General features: G+C 39.5%; 19 protein-coding genes. 14 read left to right on the top strand and 5 right to left on the bottom strand.

Going from position 1 to position 20,373, the window contains the following annotated elements; all coding sequences use genetic code 11:
• Positions 1-3 precede the first annotated feature (3 nt).
• From ESZ26_RS07395 to ESZ26_RS07375, 5 genes are all read left to right on the top strand, one after another.
• Positions 4-777: a ParA family protein gene (locus tag ESZ26_RS07395; protein WP_146799107.1), complete on the top strand. Its 774-nt coding sequence runs from the start codon at positions 4-6 to the stop codon at positions 775-777.
• 7 nt (positions 778-784) lie between these two features.
• Entirely contained in the window at positions 785-1,579 is a 795-nt protein-coding gene (locus tag ESZ26_RS07390; RefSeq protein ID WP_170246331.1) for a chemotaxis protein CheW, read from the top strand.
• Between the two features lie 91 nt (positions 1,580-1,670).
• Positions 1,671-2,162 (top strand): chemotaxis protein CheW, encoded by a 492-nt coding sequence (locus tag ESZ26_RS07385; RefSeq protein ID WP_146799106.1) that lies wholly within the window; start codon positions 1,671-1,673, stop codon positions 2,160-2,162.
• 57 nt (positions 2,163-2,219) lie between these two features.
• Positions 2,220-2,708, top strand: a complete 489-nt coding sequence (locus ESZ26_RS07380; protein WP_146799105.1) for a DUF2802 domain-containing protein — start codon at positions 2,220-2,222, stop codon at positions 2,706-2,708.
• A 111-nt stretch (positions 2,709-2,819) separates the two neighbouring features.
• Complete coding sequence (locus ESZ26_RS07375; RefSeq protein WP_223271597.1) at positions 2,820-3,632, top strand: MlaA family lipoprotein; 813 nt, start codon at positions 2,820-2,822, stop codon at positions 3,630-3,632.
• A 121-nt stretch (positions 3,633-3,753) separates the two neighbouring features.
• On the opposite strand, the gene ESZ26_RS07370 is transcribed toward ESZ26_RS07375, so the two are convergent.
• The gene (locus tag ESZ26_RS07370; RefSeq protein ID WP_146799104.1) at positions 3,754-4,065 is read right to left on the bottom strand and encodes a DUF6170 family protein; all 312 of its coding nucleotides are present in this window, start codon (positions 4,063-4,065) and stop codon (positions 3,754-3,756) included.
• Positions 4,066-4,192: 127 nt separating this feature from the next.
• Here ESZ26_RS07370 and ribH point away from each other — a divergent pair, with 127 nt between their 5' ends.
• The 8 genes from ribH to ESZ26_RS07330 all read left to right on the top strand — a co-directional run bounded on the left by ribH (position 4,193) and on the right by ESZ26_RS07330 (position 13,592).
• Complete coding sequence (gene ribH / locus ESZ26_RS07365) at positions 4,193-4,657, top strand: 6,7-dimethyl-8-ribityllumazine synthase (protein WP_146799103.1); 465 nt, start codon at positions 4,193-4,195, stop codon at positions 4,655-4,657.
• 12 nt (positions 4,658-4,669) lie between these two features.
• Entirely contained in the window at positions 4,670-5,086 is a 417-nt protein-coding gene (gene nusB, locus ESZ26_RS07360) for a transcription antitermination factor NusB (protein ID WP_146799102.1), read from the top strand.
• Between the two features lie 39 nt (positions 5,087-5,125).
• On the top strand, positions 5,126-6,103 hold the full coding sequence (gene thiL / locus ESZ26_RS07355; protein ID WP_146799101.1) for a thiamine-phosphate kinase: 978 nt from the start codon (positions 5,126-5,128) through the stop codon (positions 6,101-6,103).
• A gap of 15 nt (positions 6,104-6,118) precedes the next feature.
• Positions 6,119-6,586, top strand: a complete 468-nt coding sequence (locus ESZ26_RS07350) for a phosphatidylglycerophosphatase A family protein (RefSeq protein WP_146799100.1) — start codon at positions 6,119-6,121, stop codon at positions 6,584-6,586.
• 152 nt (positions 6,587-6,738) lie between these two features.
• The gene (locus tag ESZ26_RS07345; RefSeq protein ID WP_146799099.1) at positions 6,739-8,583 is read left to right on the top strand and encodes a nitric oxide reductase activation protein NorD; all 1,845 of its coding nucleotides are present in this window, start codon (positions 6,739-6,741) and stop codon (positions 8,581-8,583) included.
• A 2-nt stretch (positions 8,584-8,585) separates the two neighbouring features.
• Positions 8,586-8,789, top strand: coding sequence for a DnrP protein (locus ESZ26_RS07340; RefSeq protein WP_146799098.1), 204 nt, complete (start codon positions 8,586-8,588; stop codon positions 8,787-8,789).
• A gap of 212 nt (positions 8,790-9,001) precedes the next feature.
• Positions 9,002-10,324 carry a fumarylacetoacetase gene (gene fahA, locus ESZ26_RS07335; RefSeq protein WP_146799097.1) on the top strand — a complete coding sequence of 441 codons (1,323 nt, stop codon included), beginning with the start codon at positions 9,002-9,004 and terminating at the stop codon, positions 10,322-10,324.
• Positions 10,325-10,997: 673 nt separating this feature from the next.
• The gene (locus tag ESZ26_RS07330; protein WP_146799096.1) at positions 10,998-13,592 is read left to right on the top strand and encodes a TonB-dependent receptor plug domain-containing protein; all 2,595 of its coding nucleotides are present in this window, start codon (positions 10,998-11,000) and stop codon (positions 13,590-13,592) included.
• Between the two features lie 209 nt (positions 13,593-13,801).
• Here the strand turns inward: ESZ26_RS07330 and ESZ26_RS07325 are convergent, their stop codons facing one another.
• The gene (locus tag ESZ26_RS07325) at positions 13,802-15,079 is read right to left on the bottom strand and encodes a multifunctional CCA addition/repair protein (protein WP_146799095.1); all 1,278 of its coding nucleotides are present in this window, start codon (positions 15,077-15,079) and stop codon (positions 13,802-13,804) included.
• A gap of 148 nt (positions 15,080-15,227) precedes the next feature.
• On the opposite strand from ESZ26_RS07325, the gene ESZ26_RS07320 reads away from it, so the two are divergent.
• Positions 15,228-16,835, top strand: coding sequence for an AAA family ATPase (locus tag ESZ26_RS07320; protein ID WP_146799094.1), 1,608 nt, complete (start codon positions 15,228-15,230; stop codon positions 16,833-16,835).
• Between the two features lie 50 nt (positions 16,836-16,885).
• Here ESZ26_RS07320 and ESZ26_RS07315 read toward each other — a convergent pair whose 3' ends face one another.
• The 3 genes from ESZ26_RS07315 to leuC all read right to left on the bottom strand — a co-directional run bounded on the left by ESZ26_RS07315 (position 16,886) and on the right by leuC (position 20,370).
• Positions 16,886-18,115 (bottom strand): cyclic di-GMP phosphodiesterase, encoded by a 1,230-nt coding sequence (locus ESZ26_RS07315; RefSeq protein ID WP_146799093.1) that lies wholly within the window; start codon positions 18,113-18,115, stop codon positions 16,886-16,888.
• 222 nt (positions 18,116-18,337) lie between these two features.
• Entirely contained in the window at positions 18,338-18,934 is a 597-nt protein-coding gene (gene leuD / locus ESZ26_RS07310) for a 3-isopropylmalate dehydratase small subunit (RefSeq protein ID WP_146799092.1), read from the bottom strand.
• Positions 18,934-20,370, bottom strand: coding sequence for a 3-isopropylmalate dehydratase large subunit (gene leuC, locus ESZ26_RS07305; RefSeq protein ID WP_146799091.1), 1,437 nt, complete (start codon positions 20,368-20,370; stop codon positions 18,934-18,936). The genes leuD and leuC overlap by 1 nt, the downstream gene beginning before the upstream one ends.
• Between the last annotated feature and the right edge of the window lie 3 nt (positions 20,371-20,373).

Raw genomic sequence — 20,373 nt, 5'->3', positions numbered from 1 at the left:
AACTTGGTAGTATGGACCGTAGCAAATCAAAAAGGTGGCGTTGGTAAAACCACAACAACAATCTCCTTAGGCGGCTTATTGGCAGAGCAGGGCTATAGGGTTTTGCTGGTAGATACTGATCCCCATGCGTCTTTAAGTTATTATTTTGGTATTGAATCTGAAGATCTTGAGTTAAGCGTTTACGATTTATTTGTGCAAGTTTCAACGAAAGAACAAATAATGCAAAGCTTATGTCCAACCAAATATGACAATATAGATATACTCCCGGCCACGATGGGCTTAGCGACACTAGACCGTTCACTGGGTAATAAAGGTGGCATGGGCTTAGTGTTAAAAAAAGCGATGATAAAAATAGCCAATGAATATGATTATGTTCTAATCGATTGTCCGCCCATTTTAGGTGTGTTGATGGTAAATGCTTTAGCGGCATCACAACGTATTATCGTGCCGGTACAGACAGAATTTTTGGCCTTGAAAGGCTTAGACCGCATGATGAAAACGATGGATATTATGCAAGTCGAGCAAGATAAGCCGTTTAAATATACCATAGTGCCAACCATGTTTGATAAACGTACTAAAGCATCATTATTGACCTATAGAAAGTTACAAGAGTTATACGATGACAGTGTATGGTCAGGTGTTATACCGGTAGATACTAACTTTAGAAATGCCAGTTATGCAATGCAGGTACCCTCAGATTATGCACCTTTAACACGTGGTGTTAGTGCTTATAAAAAACTATTAAGCAGTTTATTAGAACTGCAAAAATTAGGTTAATTGTCCAATGGCAAAGTCGCTCGCTGCAAGTAAAAAACTTATGCAGAACTATTTATCAGAATTGTTGACAGAAGAGCAGCAAGAATCTGACCTGCCAAATATTCCCGTAAAAGAAAAATACCAGCAACCGTTAGAAAAACTGCTGCAAAAAGTTGATATTACTGAACGTATTGCTGATCCAGCAGATGAACCTGTTTATACGGTAAAAAGTTCTGTAAAAAATGAATTACCTAAAGTACTTGAAGAAAAAATTCAGGTAAAAGTTGAAGAAAAAACACAATTAATAGCGGATGAACCCCTTAAAACAAGGAAAAGTGATCAGCCGTTAATTGTTAAGCAAATTAAAAACTATCGCAAGGGTAGTTTTCAAGCGATGTTTTTTAATGTTGCGGGGTTAACGATTGCGGTGCCGTTAATTGAATTGGGCGGTATACATAACGAAGACAAGACAACCAGTTTAATGGGGAAACCTAAATGGTTTACCGGAGTTATGTTACACCGTGATGAAAAAATTAATGTGGTGAATACGGCTTTATGGGTAATGCCAGAAAAATGTGACGAAGCGTTAATAAATTCGTTAAACTATCAATATATTGTCATGCTAGGTAATAGTCAGTGGGGATTATCAGCTGAAACATTAGTCGATACCGTGACGTTAGAGCAAGAAGATGTAAAATGGTTAGACCAACCGAACAAGCGACCTTGGTTAGCCGGTTTAGTCAAAGAACGTATGTGTGCACTGCTTGATGTCGAGTCTTTGATTAAGTTACTTGACGCAGGCGCAAATATTAACCAAGATTAATGGCTAGATCTCAAGATAGTATTATACTATGTACACTAGACGAATAATCAAACAGATTGATTTTCAATAAGATATTTAAGAGGCAGGCGGTATGGCTGATGATAGACGTAATGCAAATGAAAACGTAGACAACGATGAAGTGTTGCAATGGGTAACCTTTAAACTTGATAGTGAAACCTACGGTATTAATGTAATGCAAGTGCAAGAAGTTTTGCGCTACAGTGAAATTGCACCGGTGCCAGGTGCACCTACATATGTATTAGGTATCATTAATCTTCGAGGTAATGTTGTTACCGTTATTGATACACGACAACGCTTTGGCCTTAAACCTGCCGATATTTCTGATAATACCCGTATTGTTATTATTGAAGCCGAAAAACAAGTCATAGGTATTTTGGTCGACAGCGTAGCAGAAGTGGTTTACTTAAAAAATTCAGAAATTGATGATGCGCCGAATGTGGGTAATGACGACAGTGCACGATTCATTCAAGGTGTTTCGAACAGAGAAGGTGAGTTATTGATTTTAGTCGATCTTAATCAGCTACTTTCTGATGACGAATGGGATGAACTTAAACAGTTTTAAGCTGTTCAATAGGTCTCTGTAAATAAAGCCTGACTCATCAGGCTTTATTGAGTTGTAATGGTTCAAGAAGAGTTTATGTTTATTATCTCGCCACTTATTATTTCAGTTAGCAGCTTTGCGCTTTTTATCGTGCTTATTGGTGTTATTTATCGCCAAAAATCTTACTTTCATAGAACTAATAAAGTGCTAAAAACACAACTTGAAACGCAAGAGTTATTTATTAATGAATTACAGTCATCGCAAAAAATAGTAAATAAGCAATTGATTGAGTTTAATAACAAGCTTGAAAGTCTGCAGTTAGAAAATGAGCAAGTCAGTAAACAACTTGAGCATCGTATTAAAACGCTGCAACAAGAAAGTGTGCTACAAAAACAATTACTAGAACAATTTCAAAATCAACAGCCGCAAGATAAACTTTATTCCCGTGCTTTTAAACTCGTTGAATTAGGTGCAGAAATTGATGAAGTTGTCCGTGAGTGTGATATTCCGCTCGCCGAAGCTGAGATGTTAATTTCTGTCCACAGAAATAAAACATCGCCCTCTTAAACAATCACTTGATGCTTTTACCGCAGCTAAATAGTTAAACCATTTATGTTGCATTGCATTTCTGCATGGTAAACTGCATTATTATTTTTTAGACTATACCAAGGACGCTAAGTGAAAGTAGCAGCTATATTTTCTCATTTGTTCAATAACCCAGCAAAAAAAATCGTTATTATGCTACTAGCATTAGTTATTTCTGCCTGTTCATCGACACCTGCTGAACATAGCAGCAATGTTTCAGATCCTAATGATCCATTAGAGTCGATTAATCGACCATTTTGGACTTTTACTTGGGATTACGCAGACAAATATGTGCTTAAACCGACAGCTCAAGCGTATGTTGAATATATGCCAACAGATTTTAGATCTGGGCTACATAATGTTGCGTTAAATCTTAATGAACCATCAACGGTTATAAATAACCTACTACAAGGAAAGTTTAGCGAAGCTGGCAAAAGTACTGGCCGTTTTGTGCTTAACTCTACTATTGGTATCTTTGGATTTTTTGACCCTGCAAGTGACTTTGAGTGGATCCGCGCACAAGAAGAGTTTGGTGAAGTGTTGGGCGCGTATGGTGTAGGTGACGGCCCCTATTTAGTGGTTCCGGCGCTTGGACCAAGCTCAGTTCGTGAAGAGGTGGGTGACTACGTTGATAAATACTACTGGCCATTAGCTATCATTGATTTTTGGCCTAACTTACTGCGCCAAGCGGTACTTGGGCTTGAACAACGAGCAGCGCTTGTTGATCAAGAGCAAATTATTAATGAATCTATTGATTCATATGAATTTGTTAAAAATGCTTACTTTCAAAATATGGAATTTAAAGTTTATGATGGCAATCCGCCTATCGTCATCGATGAAGAAAGCGAAGACGAAATTAATGCGTTTTTAGAAGAGCTTGATAACATGGCAGACATCGAGAATTAAGGTGGCTCTATAGAGTGAAGCATCGAATAAGTTCAGCTTCACTCATTTTACTCAAAGCGTTATTCTTTAACACCAAAGGTCGTTGGTGCTAACTTAAGTCACTGATTGTATGACGCGGTAATTAAACGTTAGCTAATTTATTATATTGTTTGACCGCAACACTGAGGTATTTACGGGTAAAAAGTAATGAAACCGGCCGAAGTAAAATAAAATATACCGCTAGAAAACTAAACAAAGATACCACAAAGAGTAGCCCGTCTAATTGCGCCATAAATATAAATGGTGGCACCAACATTATTAACTTCAAAATATTTAATACCAACTTCTCTGGTGCGGTTAATTTAGCGGCTGCCAGTGTTAAGATCTGCTGGCGTTGCTGAAGCGTATAGCTTTCAAGTTCGGGAAGTTTATTTGTGGAAAATATAAAAGCCATCGGTATCGTATTTTTAGTGAGTAATCGCACTATTCTACAGTATTTTTACACTTAATTAAGCAAACAAGTACCGAATTGTCTCTGGGTTTGGTAGAATTGCGGCAAATTTTTTGTGAGTGAATTATAAATGAATGTCATTGAAGCTAATTTTGACGCAGCAGGTAAAAAATTTGCCATTGTTGTTTCACGTTTTAACAGTTTTGTAGTTGAAAGTTTATTAGAAGGTGCAGTCGATGCACTTAAACGCCATGGCAATGTTGCCGATAACGACATTACTATTGTTCGTGTTCCTGGCGCATATGAATTACCCGTTGCCGCTAAGCGTATTGCAAGTAAAGGTGAGTTCGATGGCATTATTGCTATTGGCGCCGTTATTCGTGGTGGCACGCCACACTTTGATTTTGTTGCGGGCGAATGTAACAAAGGCTTAGCGCAAGTTTCAATGGAATACACTATTCCTGTTGCTTTTGGTGTTATTACGACCGATACCGTTGAGCAAGCAATAGATCGTGCCGGACTTAAAGCAGGTAATAAAGGCGCAGAAGCGGCTTTAAGTGCTTTAGAAATGGTTAATGTTTTAGATAAAATATAAGCGGGAATTTTTGTGAAACCAACTCCTAGAAGGAAAGCTCGTGAGTTAGCTGTTCAAGCTATTTACTCATGGCAGCTAAGCCAAAACTCAGTGACTGATATCGAAGTTAACTTTTTAACTGATAACAGTGCGCGCCGTTTTGATATTCCATATTTTCAACAATTACTGCACGGTGTAACCAAATCAGTTGGTGCTATCGATGAAGCTATTTCTCCTCATGTTGATCGTCCTTTAAACGATGTTGACCCAGTAGAAAAAGCGATATTGCGTGTTGCAATTTATGAATTGAAAGATTGTAACGATGTGCCATACCGAGTCGTTATTAATGAAGCGATCGAATTAGCAAAGTCTTTTGCTGCTGACGATAGTCATAAGTTTGTTAATGGTGTGCTCGATAAAGCCGTCAAACTCATTCGTCCGGAAGAATAAGTTATTCTCGTCTTTGAGAAGCAAAGGATCGGCTGTTGTATGAAAGAATTTGAACTCATTCGTCGCTATTTTACTGAGCAGATAGTAAAACGCAAAGACGTTTATTTAGGTATTGGTGACGATTGTGCGCTTGTTACTCCTGGTGAACGCCAGCACATTGCCGTAACAACAGATACCTTAGTTGCTGGTGTTCATTTTCCCTTGAATACATCGCCACGTGCTATTGGCCATAAATCAATAGCCGTTAATTTGTCTGATCTTGCCGCGATGGGTGCAGAGCCTAGTTGGGTTTCTTTAGCCCTAACGCTACCTGATATTGATGAAAATTGGATCAAGGAGTTTTGTCTCGGCGTTTTTGACCTTTGTGAGTTTTACAATGTTCAACTGATTGGCGGTGATACGACGCAAGGACCGCTGAGTATTACGGTAACAGCGCAAGGGCAAATTCCTTTCGAACAACATATTTCACGTTCTGGTGCTAAAGCCGGAGAATGGTTGTATGTTACTGGTGAGATAGGTGGTGCGGCCCTCGCTTTACAGCATATCCAAGGTAAAGTGAAAGTAGCAGCGAAATATCAGCAAGAAATACAAAAACGCTTAGACTTTCCAATAGCACGAGTTTTAGCTGGCCAAGCATTACGTAAATATGCAACATCCGCGATAGACTTATCAGATGGTTTAGTCGCCGACCTTGCTCATATCTGCCATGCTTCGGGTGTAGGTGCTAATATTGTCCTCGATGCTTTACCGCTTCCAGCGGCATTAAGTGACACCGTTGGTATAGATGCAGCGTATGATATTGCTTTAGAAGGTGGCGATGATTACGAGTTATTATTCAGTGTTACTGAAGATAACCGAGTAGGTATGGAAACCGCCTTAGCTAACACGGGTAATAAGATTACCTGCATTGGCCAATTGAATGGCTCGGGTAAAATTACCACGACATTAAATAAAAAAGCGGTAAATATTAAAGTTCAGAGCTACCAACATTTCTCTGATACTCCTCCTAATAAATAACTTAAGTTAAAAGTAATGAGTAAATCTACCGAGAACTTTCGCATAACTAATCCTATTCATTTTCTTGCTTTAGGTTTTGGTAGTGGTTTATTGCCAAAAGCGCCAGGCACTTATGGCACGCTTGCCGCTATCCCGTTGTACCTGCTGCTAGCGCCTGCTTCAGTCACTACTTATGTCGCTATTGTAATCATCATGAGTATTGCCGGTATATATATATGTGGAAAAGCGGCAGAAGATGCCGGTGTTCCCGATCATGGTGCAATTGTTTGGGATGAAATTGTTGGTTTTTTAATCACTATGTTTCTCGTACCTTTGACATGGCAAAGTCTGGTTGTCGGCTTTATCTTATTTCGAATTTTTGATATTTTTAAACCTTGGCCAATTTCCTATGTAGATAAAAATTTACATGGTGGTCTAGGTATTATGGTCGACGACATTCTTGCGGGCTTAGCAGCACTGGCTTGTATGCATTTGATTTTCTAATTAATAAAAAAATCATTGAGCTTAGCTGCTCGTTTACTTGCTCACTTCTTTTTTAAATTTTGATTAAATCGCTGGTTACTTGATACATATCAGCCTATTCATTTTCTAACTTGCTACTATAAATAAAGACAAACTTTATTGCGGTAGTGAAAATGGAAGAATGGGTTGGCGGAATTTGGCATAAATATATTACCCGTAAAGCCAGTACTGAATACGAGCAAGCAAAAGTGTGCTTTAGCGAAGTCAGTAAATCGGTAGGCATGGTTTTTCGTGCCTTAGGTGGCGACGTTGTTAAGCGTATAGAAGCAGCGAGTTCAAGAGATTACCTGGTTCGTCGCACCTTTCTACAAAAAGTATCGGGTGAAAATCAACAAGTCAGTCTTGCCTGGCAAGACCCTGAAAGTTTACGCTTACCTGAAAGTTTAGCGGTATTCCCAAGCACTGAACTCAATCGTGACCTCTATATTTGGCTAGCTGTTTTAGCTGCACATCATAGTGGACGTTTTCAGCACTGGGCAATCGATAATCAGCAGCTGGTTGTTGATATCTTAAAAAGATTCCCGGCACTTACTCCCCGTTATCAACGATTAGCCCAAGCTTTTATAGCAAGCCGACCTTCGTTAAAAAAACTACCCGAGCAAGAACAAATAATGGAACAGGCGATTGTTCAAGCCATTATAGACCCAGGCAGTGTTAACCTTTTTCCGACGGTGAATTACGCGCCGAAAGCGGTATTTCTTTGGTTATATCCTTCCGCTCATGTCGACCCATTAAGCTTGCCTGATTACCAAGATATCACCGACGATGAAAACCAAGCTCAGGAAAATAAAAAATCAACAAAAAGTAAAATAAGTCGTAAAAAAGCAGACCGTGAACAGGCAGCTGAAAGTAACGATGGTATGATGATTTTTCGCTTAGAGAGCCTGTTCTCGTGGAGCGAGTTTTCAAAACTAGATCGAGGCTCTGACGATACCGACGAAGATGAAGAAGACTTATTGCGCACAGCTGAAGATCTCGACAATATTACTCTATCGCAACAACAAGACCAAAAAAGTGCCAATATAAAAATTGATTTAGATTTACCGTCTGCGTCCGAAGATGATATTCCGCTTGGAACGGGTATTTCGCTACCCGAATGGAATTACAGAACGCAGCAGTTAGAAGCCGACCGTTGTTTACTACAACCTATGTTGCCAAAAAATTATACACCTCAGCCTTTGCCGATCAAACTTCAAAAAACGGCGAAAGCTATTCAAGCACAATTTGAACAATTAACCAGTGTGCGTTACTGGCTAAAAGCGCAACCCCAAGGTGAAGAACTTGATTTGTCTGCATGGCTAGACTTTCACGTGGAAAGTAAAATAGCACCGACCCAAGAAAAAGGACTTTACCAAAGTTTTAGAGGTAACAATCGTGATATCTCAAGTCTATTACTGGCTGATTTATCAATGTCTACTGATGCTTATTTAGATGATGATAACCGTGTTATTGACGTGGTTCGCGATAGTATGCTGTTGTTTGGTGAAGCATTACATAGTGTCGGTGATAATTTTGCTATGTATGGTTTCTCTTCAGTCAGGCGTTCAAATGTTCGTCTTACCATGCTAAAAAACTTCAATGAACCGTACAATGATGAAATTCGTGGCCGCGTTCAATCTATTCGACCCGGTTTTTATACGCGAATGGGCGCGGCTATTCGCCAAGCAACGAAAGTTTTGCAAGAGCAACGTAGTACACAAAAATTATTATTGATCCTCACCGATGGTAAACCTAATGACATAGATCATTATGAAGGACGTTTTGGTATCGAAGATACTCATCAAGCTATCGCTGAAGCAAATAGGCTCGGCATTAAACCGTTTTGTATCACGATTGACCAAGAGGCAGAAGACTACTTACCTTATTTATTTGGCCGTGATGGCTTTACTGTTATTTTACGTCCAGCGCAGTTGCCCATTCGCTTGCCGCAACTCTATCATCAGTTAACGAGTCATTAATTATGTCAACGAAACAGTTACCGTGTCTATATTGCCAAACAAAAAATGAGCTTAATAACGAAAACTGTCAACATTGTGGAATGCCGCTAGCAAAAGACCATCCTGACGGTGAGCATGCGCGACAACGCTTCTTTATCAAAGCCTTTTGGGGGATTGTTATCTTTTGTATCGTGATGATGATTTACTTACCGAGGCATTTTTTTTAATAAGATGAACAGCTGTAAACTCTTTAGTGCAACTATTTGTTGACAGCTTAACCCTCAGAAAAATAACTCAATGTTATCATTAATACCAATTATTGCTCTCGCTGGTATAATGCGGCTATCTTATATCGTTATCTTCTATACTTACTTGTATTTTAAAACGTGTTTTGACGTTTTATCAAGGTAAGCCTTAAATTTCAGGAGTTCTTCAATCAATGTCTAATACGAATTTATTAAACGAAACCCACAATCCAGCCCTAGTTAGTTGGCTTGTTACTGCTAATCAAACAGATACCGATTTTCCTATTCAGAATTTACCTTTTGCTGTTTTTAAACGTGCAAATAGCGAAGAAGCCTTTCGTGGTGGTGTAGCGATTGGTGACCAAGTTATTGATTTAGCGGCTTTGGCCAATGCAAATATTTTTGATGGTCTTGCTCAAGCAGGAATTAAAGCCTGTACTGCCCCACAGTTAAATGATTATATGGCGATGGGCAAAGCAACATGGACGGCTTTACGTTTAGCGCTTTCAAATGCCTTAAAAGCAGGTTCGTCTTTACAAGATAAAGTGGCTACTTGTTTAATTGCTCAAGCAGATGTTGAATATGCATTACCTTGTAATATTGGTGATTACACAGATTTTTACACCTCAATCCACCATGCAACCTCAGTGGGTTTAAAATTCCGTCCAGACAACCCACTATTACCTAACTATAAATGGGTACCTATTGGTTACCATGGTCGTTCATCTTCTATCGATGTTTCTGGTCGCGACTTTAAACGTCCTTCAGGCCAAACTAAAGCGCCAACGGCTACTGAACCTTCATTTGGTCCTTGTAAGCGTCTTGATTACGAACTAGAAGTGGGCATCTTTATTGGTAAAGGTAATGACTTAGGCGACGCTATCTCTATTGACAACGCAGAAGACCATGTCTTTGGCTTATGTTTATTCAATGACTGGTCTGCTCGCGATATTCAAGGTTGGGAATACCAACCCTTAGGGCCATTTTTGTCAAAGAACTTTGCTTCCACAGTATCACCTTGGATCGTAACAACTGAAGCCCTAGCGCCTTACCGCTCAGCTTGGACACGTGTTGAATCAGATCCTCAACCTATGCCATATTTAGAATCAGAAAATAACCGTGCGATAGGTTCATTTGATATTCAGTTACAAGCCTTGCTTGAAACACAAAATATGCGTGAGAAAAGTGAACCAGCAGTGGAAATGTCACAATCTAACTTTAAAGACTCATACTGGACCGTGGCACAAATGGTCGCTCATCATACCGTTAACGGTTGTAATCTTCGCGCTGGCGACATGTTTGGCAGTGGCACGCAGTCTGGACCTAATCCAGAAGAAGCCGGCTCAATGTTAGAGCTTTCAAACGCAGGTGCTGATCCTATTACTTTACCTAACGGCGAAAAACGTACTTTCTTAGAAGATGGCGACAACGTGATCATGAAAGGCTGGTGTAAAAAAGAAGGTGCAGTACGCATTGGCTTTGGTGCAGTATCAGCGACAATTTTACCTGCGAGTTAACGGTTAATTTAGCTAATGGCTAAAGGAGTTAATTACAAAACGTTGGTTATTTATAATCAACGTTTTTTTATGGCTAAATTTCAAGAGTAATAGTCTTGTTACTTCTTTATCGCCACTCATTTAATTTTGCTTTGATCTAGCTTATGTTTTTCTAGAAATCCCCCTTGTATATAAAAAATTATTCAATAAATCTGCATAAATAAGCGACGAAATGCCAAAAAAAAGCGATGGGCTGCTTTGTATATTGTATACGCTGTGATCTAGGTGTTAATTTTTAGTTCTTAGACTGTGAAGCCAGCAAATAGTGCAATATTTTGATAAATTATTTTTATGCTAATTTGGAATAAGAAAATTCTTTTAGGTCTATTTAGATCTATTTGATTACGAATATTTTCGGATGTTAATTTTGGCTTGATAAGCCCACAGTCACTAGCCTGTATAGTCCTTATAGAGAAAATCTCTTTATCAATAACTAGACTTTCTTTCGTAATAAAAGGGCATTTTACACAGAACATCTATTTTTACTCTATTTTCAATTAATTTCGCTCTTGTAAACACTTTTAGGCTGTTTTATAAAGTACGGGCAAGTCTAGGTAGTTTCCCCTATTAACTACCCAGTCTAAAAAAACATAAAAATATAAAAATATAAACATAAATCTATGAAGGAAGTAACATGTCTACTAAATTATTTCGTACAGCTACGTTAACGTTAGCGGTAAGTATTGCATTAGGTACTGCGCCGGCATATGCAGAAGAAAACAGCTCAAAAGTAAAAGTAAAAGATGTTGAAAGAATTGCGGTTGTTGGCTCTCGCTCAGCGCCTCGTTCTGTTGCTGATTCTCCTGTTCCAATTGATATTATTGGTGGTGATGATTTAGAAAAAATGGGTTCAAGTGATATGCTTGACCAACTTGTAGGCAGTGTTCCTTCATTTAACGTACATGCTAACCCTATTAGCGATGCAGCTACATTAGTACGCCCGGTAAACCTACGTGGTTTGTCTTCAGATAGCACACTAGTGTTATTGAATGGCAAACGTCGTCATCGTGCTTCAGTTATTGCTTTCCAAGGTGGCGGTATTAATGACGGCGCACAAGGACCAGATATTTCTGTTATCCCTAGCATAGCGTTAAAACAAGTTGAAGTATTACGTGACGGTGCAGCAGCACAGTACGGTTCAGATGCAATTGCTGGTGTCATGAACTTTGTATTAAAAGATGCTGCAGAAGGCGGTAGCTTTTCTGTTAAGCACGGTGAGTATTACGAAGGCGATGGCGCTACAACAACTTACGCAGGTAACGTTGGTATGCCATTAACTAAAGATGGTTACGCTAACTTAAGTTTTCAATATAAAAATGCTGATGCGACTAGCCGCAGTGTTCAAGTTGCTAATGCCGCGACTATTGCAGCTGCAGGAAATACATTTATTGCCGAAGAAGCTCAAGTTTGGGGTTCACCAGAAGTTAATGATGACACCACAATCTTTGGTAATATTGGTCTTGATTTAGGCAACGACAAAAAATTCTACATGTTTGGTAACTACTCTGAACGTGATGTAAAAGGTGGCTTCTACTGGAGAAACCCACATAACCGTTCAAGCATTTATTCAAATGATGGTGGTGATACACTACTTGTTGGTGATTTAGATGGCGTAGATAACGGTATTACTTGTCCTACCATTGCAATTGGCGCTAATGTTTTAGACCAAGCTGACTATCAATCTATTGCCGACAACAGTACGGCTTTAGGTAAAAACTGTTTTGCGGTTAACGAAACATACCCAGGCGGTTATACGCCAAACTTTGGTGGCAATGTTGTTGATACATCACTAACAGTTGGTGTTGAAGGCGAAATTAATGGCGGAATGCTAGACGAAGTTTACTTTGATATCAGTGGTTCTGTTGGTCGTAATAAATCAAGCTTTAGTATTGTAAATACTATTAACTCTTCAATGGGTCCTGAATCTCCGAAAGATTTTAACTTAGGTGATTACACGCAATTAGAAAAAACCTTTAACTTAGATTTATCTAAGGGCGTTGAAGTGGGTCTTAATTCTCCAATGAATGTTGCGGGTGGTTTAGAGTGGCGCGAAGAAACATTTGAAATTGGTGCCGGTGATCAATACTCATTCCTTGCTGGTCCATTAATTGACCAAGGGTTTAACTTAGGTTCACATGGTTTTCCTGGTTTCCAACCTTCACAAGCAGGCGTATTCTCTAGACGCAGTGTTGCTGCATACGTAGATGTTGAAGCATACCTTACCGACGACTTTTTAGTTGGCGCGGCATTACGTTATGAAGATTTCTCATCATTTGGTGATACCTTAAACTATAAATTAACGGCTCAATATTCTATTAATGACGAGTTATCAATACGTGGTTCTGTAAGTACTGGTTTTAGAGCACCTACCGTTGGTCAAGCTAATGTAAGCAACGTTTCTACGGCATTAGAAGATGGTGAATTAACAGATTCAGCGTTATTACCGCCAACAAGTGAATTTTCAAAATTATTTGGTGGTAAAGAATTAGAGCCAGAGCAATCAAACAGCTATGCCTTTGGTGCTGTTTATCAAAATGGAGATTTTTTCTTTACAGCTGATTATTATCATATTGAAGTTGATGACCGTATTACTCAATCTGACCGTACTGCATTAGAAGAAGCTGACTATGCTAAATTAGAAGCATTAAATGTAGCTAACCCTCGTTCAGTAGGTACAGTAAGTTTCTTTGCTAACGATTTTGATACCACAACTCAAGGTGTTGATATTGTTGCAAACTACGGTATGCAGTTGTTTGAAGGTGATACTAAATTTAGCTTAGCTTACAACTGGAATGAAACCGATGTTACCGGTAGTTCTGAAATCACAGGTGCTTTTAAAGTTAAACGCTTAGAAGAAGGTTTACCACAGCATAGAGGTTCATTTACTGTTTCTCAAAGCTGGGATGATATCAGCATGTACGTTCGTGGTAACTACTTCGGTGAATACCACGCAGTACACGTAGATTATGACCTAGCGGCTCAAGATGCTGATGCAGCAATAACGTTTGATGCTGAAGTGAGTTACTTTATTAACGATTCATTTACCGTAGCAGCTGGCGCACAAAACATCTTTGACCAACAAGCTGAAGAGTTAGAGTTTGAAGAATCGTCACGTAACCACCCTGATGGCTTCACACCTAACAACCAATGGGGCGGCAAGTACTATGAAACGTCTCCATTTGGCTTTAACGGTGGTTTCTACTACGTAAAAGTAACTTATAACTTCTAATTGAGTTGTAAATAGCGGTTAGATAATTAACCGCTTTACCTGAAAAAGTCAGCTAATCTAGCTGACTTTTTTTATCTAAAAATATTGATAGTGTAGCGGTTAGTTAACTCTGTTCACAGCACTTGGTGAGCACCGTGCAGCGAAGTCGCAGCGAAGGTAAAAAGCTTAATACTAGATTTGAATACTTTCTGGTTTTTAGCCAAAGGTTATCAACCAGTAGGGTGGTCATGACCTACTTTAACGGCTTGCACAAGTTCAATACGTTCTCTATTGATGGCTTCTTTAATATCTGCGCCTTGTATTCCTTGTTTAATAAAGGCTGTAGCAGTGACCGTTAATGCCGCTTGAAAAGCACTACGCAAGTAATCTGCTTGTGGATAGGGTTTACTCTCATTGTGTAATCGCCCGCGAAAATCAGCGGTACAGGCAGTCAAAAAGTCAGCAAACTCTTCCGGCTTACGCCATACATCTAAGCTATTAAATAATTTAACTAAGGTGTTAGCTGTTAATTCAAATGCCTTATGACAATGCAAATGAAATTCACAGACTTTACGCGCTAAAATTTTGTGATCTTTTGGCACTTTTAATTGCTCACATATTCTATCAACCAAGGCTAAACCTGATTTTTCATGACCTCGGTGGCTTGGCCAATTTTCTGCTAAGGTTAAAGACTTACCCAAATCATGACAAAGTGCCGCGAAGCGTACCGAGGTTTTAGGAGAAAGCTTTACCGCTTGTTGCAGTACCATCATGGTATGAATACCCGAGCAAATTTCTGGGTGCCACTTTTCTGGATTAGGAATTCCCCACAGAGAATTAAGTTCAGGCCATATTTTGGCTAAGGCACCACATTGACGTAATACTTGAAAAAACACTTCAGGATTATTTTCAGTTAAACAGCGTTGCATTTCTTGCCAAACACGTTCACCCGACAGCGTCGCTAATTCACCGCTATTACTTATTTCAGACATCAACTGCAGTGTTTCACTAGCAATGGTAAAGCCGTAGTTATGATAACGGGCAGTAAATCGAGCAACACGCAACACGCGAAGCGGGTCTTCAACAAAGGCTGATGAAACATGACGTAATATACGATTTTTTAAATCAACTTGGCCATTATAAGGGTCAATAATGTGGGTACTTTCAGCGCTACCGTTAACCGGCATCGCCATTGCATTAATAGTGAGATCGCGGCGTAGTAAATCTTCTTCAAGGGTCACCGCGCTACTGGCATCGCAAATAAAGCCGGTATAGCCTTGGCCTTGCTTACGTTCAGTTCTTGCTAAGGCATACTCTTCTTTCGTTTTTGGATGCAGAAATACCGGAAAGTCTTTACCCACTTGCGTAAAGCCCAATGCCAGCATTTGTTCAATCGTTGCGCCAACAACCACAAAGTCATGATCATAGACCTTGTGCCCTAAAAGTTTGTCGCGGACTGCTCCACCGACTAAATAGCGATTAAGTGCTGCAAGGTCATTGTTGGTCATTATTACTCTTAATTTATCAAAGGTGGCATAATTGCCAGAAAGCTTAACATATATATACAAATTAATTGCCAGCTAGTTTTGACTTATGAAGGACTACAGGGTAGTTTCTATGGCAGTTTATTGACTTTAAAAATTACTTAAATCTATTATGTATAAAGGTTATTTTGGTTTAAAAGAAAGCCCTTTTTCAATCGCCCCTAATCCTCGCTTTTTATTTATGAGTGAACGTCATAAAGAGGCATTGGCTCATTTAAGTTATGGCTTGGGTGAAACCGGGGGCTTTGCACTGTTAACGGGTGAAGTTGGCACGGGAAAAACGACCATTAGTCGCCGCTTAATGGAGCAGTTGCCCGAAAATACCCAAGCGGCTTTTATTCTTAATCCAACATTATCAAGCCAAGAGCTACTGGCCACCATTTGTGATGAGTTAAAAATACGCTACCGAAAAACGGGGGCGACGCTAAAAACACTCACCGATAAAATATATGAAAAACTCAATAAAAATCATCAGGCTAAGCTTAATACATTATTAATAATTGATGAGGCACAGCATTTAGCACCAGAAGTCTTAGAGCAGTTACGTTTACTGACGAACTTAGAAACAGACACTAAAAAATTACTACAAGTTATTTTAATCGGTCAACCCGAATTAAAACAATTGTTGCAACGTCGAGACTTGCGACAATTAGCACAACGCATTACCGCCCGTTATCACTTGCTGCCTTTAACTAAAGGTGAAGTAGGCCATTATATTCAACATCGCTTGTCGGTAGCACAATGTGACCGTATGTTATTTGAACGCGCCGCTGTGGCGGAAATTCATCGCATTTCACAAGGAATACCGCGGATAATTAATTTGTTATGCGAGCGTTCACTGACCAATGCCTATTGCAGTAATAATGCTTTGGTCACTAAAAAAATTGTTTTGCTATCAGCACAAGAAGCGTTAGGCGACGAATACCAAGCGACATTTTGGTGGCAACACAAAGCTGTTAAGGCGTTAGCGGCGTCTGCAGTCTTCGCGGTAATTGTCAGTAGCTCGTATTTTTTAGGCCAACTCTACGGTGAAAATATTAGCGAAAAATCGGCGCTTAATATTACTGCACCCGCGGTTAATCAAGTTGTCAGTGACACTAGCTCTCCAGCAATTATTGTTGCTGACAATGAAAAAATACCTGATGAAAATGCAGCTAAAGCCATCACAGATAATACCGCTAAAGTCTTTAAAATAGAAAGTGATGGCGATAAAAAACGTGCTGTCGAACAGCGCATAGTAAAAACGGACAAGCCAGCAAGTATACCTATGCCGGTGGAAAACTCTGCAGAGCAACTATCAAACTTAGCAGACAGTAAACTAGCCGAGGATAAAGCGACCAGCAAAGTTAAAGAAAAGCTTTCTGTGAAGGCGGTTGACGGTGTTTCTGATGATTTACTAGCGCTTTTTCAAAGCGCCATAGACGATACCGAGCAAGACCCTCAATTTAAAAATAGCGCAAACCAAGTGGTTACACCTGAAGTTAATGCACCGGCATTATCAGATATGCCAGCCTGGGTGCAAAGTGACTTACCTTCATTAAGCTTTGAACAACACATTTATACCAGTGAAGGCGAAAGCTGGGTAAAAGTTAATGGCAGAGACCGCTATCAAGGGGACACTATTTCTGAAGAGTTAGTATTGAACTATATTTATGCGCAGAAAGTTATTTTAACCTTTAAAGGCCAGCAATTTAGCTTGCCGGCGCTTTCTTCTTGGTAACATCGTCGTGTTAAGTTATCTGACTAACGTTTATCGGTAAGCGCTAAACGTTAGTCGATAAAAGCGGTTTTGAAAAAACCTAATAAATTAAGGTTAAATTCTTCAGGTCGAATACAGCAGTCAATTTGATCTTTATATTTTGATTCACTCAAATTAATTTCCTTAATCGGTATCGCTTGATTGAGCCGTATATTATAAAAAACGCGTACATAAGGATGTAAGGGTTTTTGCTTATTCAAGCGGCTAATTAAGCCTAATTTACCACTGTTAAGTTTGACCAAAGTACCTACCGGATAAACCCCCATACACTGAATAAAACTCTCTACTAATTCTTCGTCATAACACTCAGGTGCTGCAATTAACGTTTTAAAAGCATTAATCGGAGGAATACTCTTTTTATAAGCGCGATCGCAAGTCATGGCATCGTAACTGTCGATAATAGCTATCATTTTGCCATATTTGGATATTGCATCGCCTTTAAGCTGTTTTGGATAACCTGAGCCATCTAAACGTTCATGGTGTTCTTGTATCATGGTCATCGCACTATGAGAAATGCTAGGGCTGTCTTCGAGGATCTTTAAGCCAAGAGCAACATGGCTGCGAATAATGTTCTGCTCTTTAGGCTCTAAAGGGCGAAGCTTATTTAAAATATCACTGGGCAATAATATTTTGCCAATATCGTGTAAAAAGGCACCGAGTGCTAGTTCTTGAATTAAACGTTTATCAAAGCCTAAATGCTTAGCAAATACCGACATCAAAATTGAAACATTTAACGAGTGTTCAACAAGGTAAGAGTCTTTAGATTGAAAACGAGACATGCAGGTTAGGGCGTCCTGATTACGAAAAATCGAGTCAACCATGGCATTCGTCGTTTCTTCAACTTCTGTTATTTTTATTGATTTTTCATGTCTAATTTGCGAAATAATTTTTTCTTGCAGTAACTTGGCATTTTTATATAAGTCATTGGCTTTTTTCATTTCACTGTCGAGTGATATACCGGTTTTTTCGGGTGACTTATTTTTGGGTACTAAAGGCTGTTTAGTTTTTATGTTCGCAAAGGCGCTGACAACGTTTACCGTTTGTTTTTCTTTGTCAGGGACAATAACGAGCTGAACAATATCGGCGTTACGCAACTGGGTAATACTTTCATGACACGAAATATATCCTTCAGATTTAATCTTAAGGTTTTTATTATCGGAAAACGATTTTACATACATGCCAGGTTTGAGTTGATCGATAGAAATAGTTTCGGTGATTTCGCTCGGTATTATTTTGGACATATTGTGGGTCAGCGAGTTAATAAGCTATGCTTGATAATAGCTTATTAGTTAAGAATACTTTAGATTAATTTTAGTGTTCAGTGCCATTTATCGAAATAGTCGAGAAAACCCCATGATACGAGCGGAGCGAAAGTCGCGAGGTAGTTCACCTGTTGGGCAATGAAGCTTCATCTACAATTTATGAGTAAAGAGTAGATGAAGTTTTAGGCCGTTAGGCTGTAATTATTGCCAACTTGGCATTTTTGCTTCAAAAGCTTTTATCGTGTCTAGCTTGTTTAATGTCCAGCCCACACTGTCGATGCCTTGCTCTAAACAATATTGATGAAATTTATCTAAACTAAAGGTGAAAGTTAATTCGCCACAAGTGATTGTGTTATTGATTAAATCGACAGTTAACTCAAGGTTTTCTTGACTGCTCTTTTTAAATAAAGTGTCAATTTCTTCATCACTGAGTTTTATCGGCAATAAACCAATATTAATACAGTTACCATAAAAGATATCGGCAAAACTCGGTGAAATAATGGCTTTGAAACCGTATTCCTCTAATGCCCATGGCGCATGCTCTCGACTTGAACCACAACCAAAATTTTCACGGGTTAATAAAATACTGGCACCTTGGTACTGAGCTTTATTCAAAATAAATTCAGGGTTGTTTACCTTGCCTGATATATCTAAATAACGCCAATCATGAAATAAATGCTGTCCAAAGCCGACGCGCTCTGTTTTTTGTAAAAACTGTTTTGGGATTATCTGATCGGTATCTACATTGGCTGCATCTAACGGAACAACTAAGCCGGTATGTGTGGTAAATTTTTCCATTATGATATTCCTTGTGAATTCAAGTCAACAAAATGACCGGTAATTGCCGACGCAGCAGCAAGCTCGGGGCTCACTAAGTGCGTTCGGCTACCACGGCCCTGTCGGCCTTCAAAGTTACGATTACTGGTTGAAGCACAACGGTCACCTTCTGTAAGTACATCGTCATTCATGCCTAAACACATCGAACAACCGGGTAAACGCCATTCAAAGCCAGCATTACTAAATATTTTGTCTAAACCTTCAGCCTCGGCTTGTGCTTTTACCCGATACGAACCCGGCACAACAATGGCGTCGACATTTGCTGATACTGATTTTCCCTGTGCTTGATAGCTGGCAACAACACCCGCAGCGGCGCGTAAATCTTCGATACGTGAATTAGTACACGAGCCAATAAAGACTTTATTAATGGTAATATCTGTGATTTTGGTACCGGCAGTTAAGCCCATGTAGGTTAAGGCCGCGGCGCAAGAGTCTTTTTCTACTTGCTCGGTAAAGTCATCGGGCGATGGCACTACACTGTCAACCGAGGTCACTTGTCCTGGCGTGGTTCCCCAAGTTATTTGCGCTTTAATCTCTTCGGCTTTAAGCGTTAATATCGTGTCAAACTCGGCGCCTTCATCAGTTTTGAAGGTTTTCCAATCACTTAGTGCTTCAAGCCATACATCGCCCTTTGGCGCATATTCTTTACCTTCTAAATAATCGAAGGTGGTTTTATCAGGTGCGATTAAGCCAGCTTTTGCGCCAAATTCAATGCTCATGTTACAAACGGTCATCCGTTCTTCCATGCTCAGTGCTTCGATAGCACTACCGCAATATTCAACCACATAACCGGTCGCGCCAGCACTACCCGTTTTGCCGATAATCGCTAAAATAATATCTTTTGCGCTAATTCCCGCCCCTACTTGACCATTAACTTCAATTTTCATGGTTTTTGCTTTTGTTTGGCGCAAGGTTTGCGTGGCAAAAACATGTTCAACTTCTGAAGTACCAATGCCAAAGGCTAATGCGCCAAATGCGCCATGGGTTGCAGTATGAGAGTCACCACAGACGATTGTTGTACCCGGTAAGGTCAAGCCAAGTTCTGGCCCAATAACATGAACAATGCCTTGGTTTTTATGACCCATACCAAATAATTCAATACCAAACTCTTTACAGTTTTTTTCTAAGGTTCTTAATTGATTAGCTGCGCCTTCACCCGCGGCATCAATTTCAATCGAGCGAGTTGAAATGTTGTGATCCATCGTGGCAATGGTGCGTTCTGGATGTCGAACTGGGCGGTTATGAAACTTTAAGTTAGCAAACGCTTGGGGTGAGGTAACTTCGTGGATCAAATGACGGTCAACATAAAGCAAAGGTGTTTCACCGGCTTTTTCTTCAACAACATGTTGTTGCCATAATTTTTCATATAAGGTCGTGGCTGAATTTTTAGCACTCATCGG

It is taken from the genome of Colwellia hornerae (genome assembly GCF_007954355.1).
In the GTDB taxonomy this organism is placed as follows: Bacteria; Pseudomonadota; Gammaproteobacteria; order Enterobacterales; family Alteromonadaceae; genus Colwellia_A; species Colwellia_A hornerae.
Note: the sequence above shows the minus strand (reverse complement) of the source record. Positions and strands in the feature narration are given on the sequence as shown.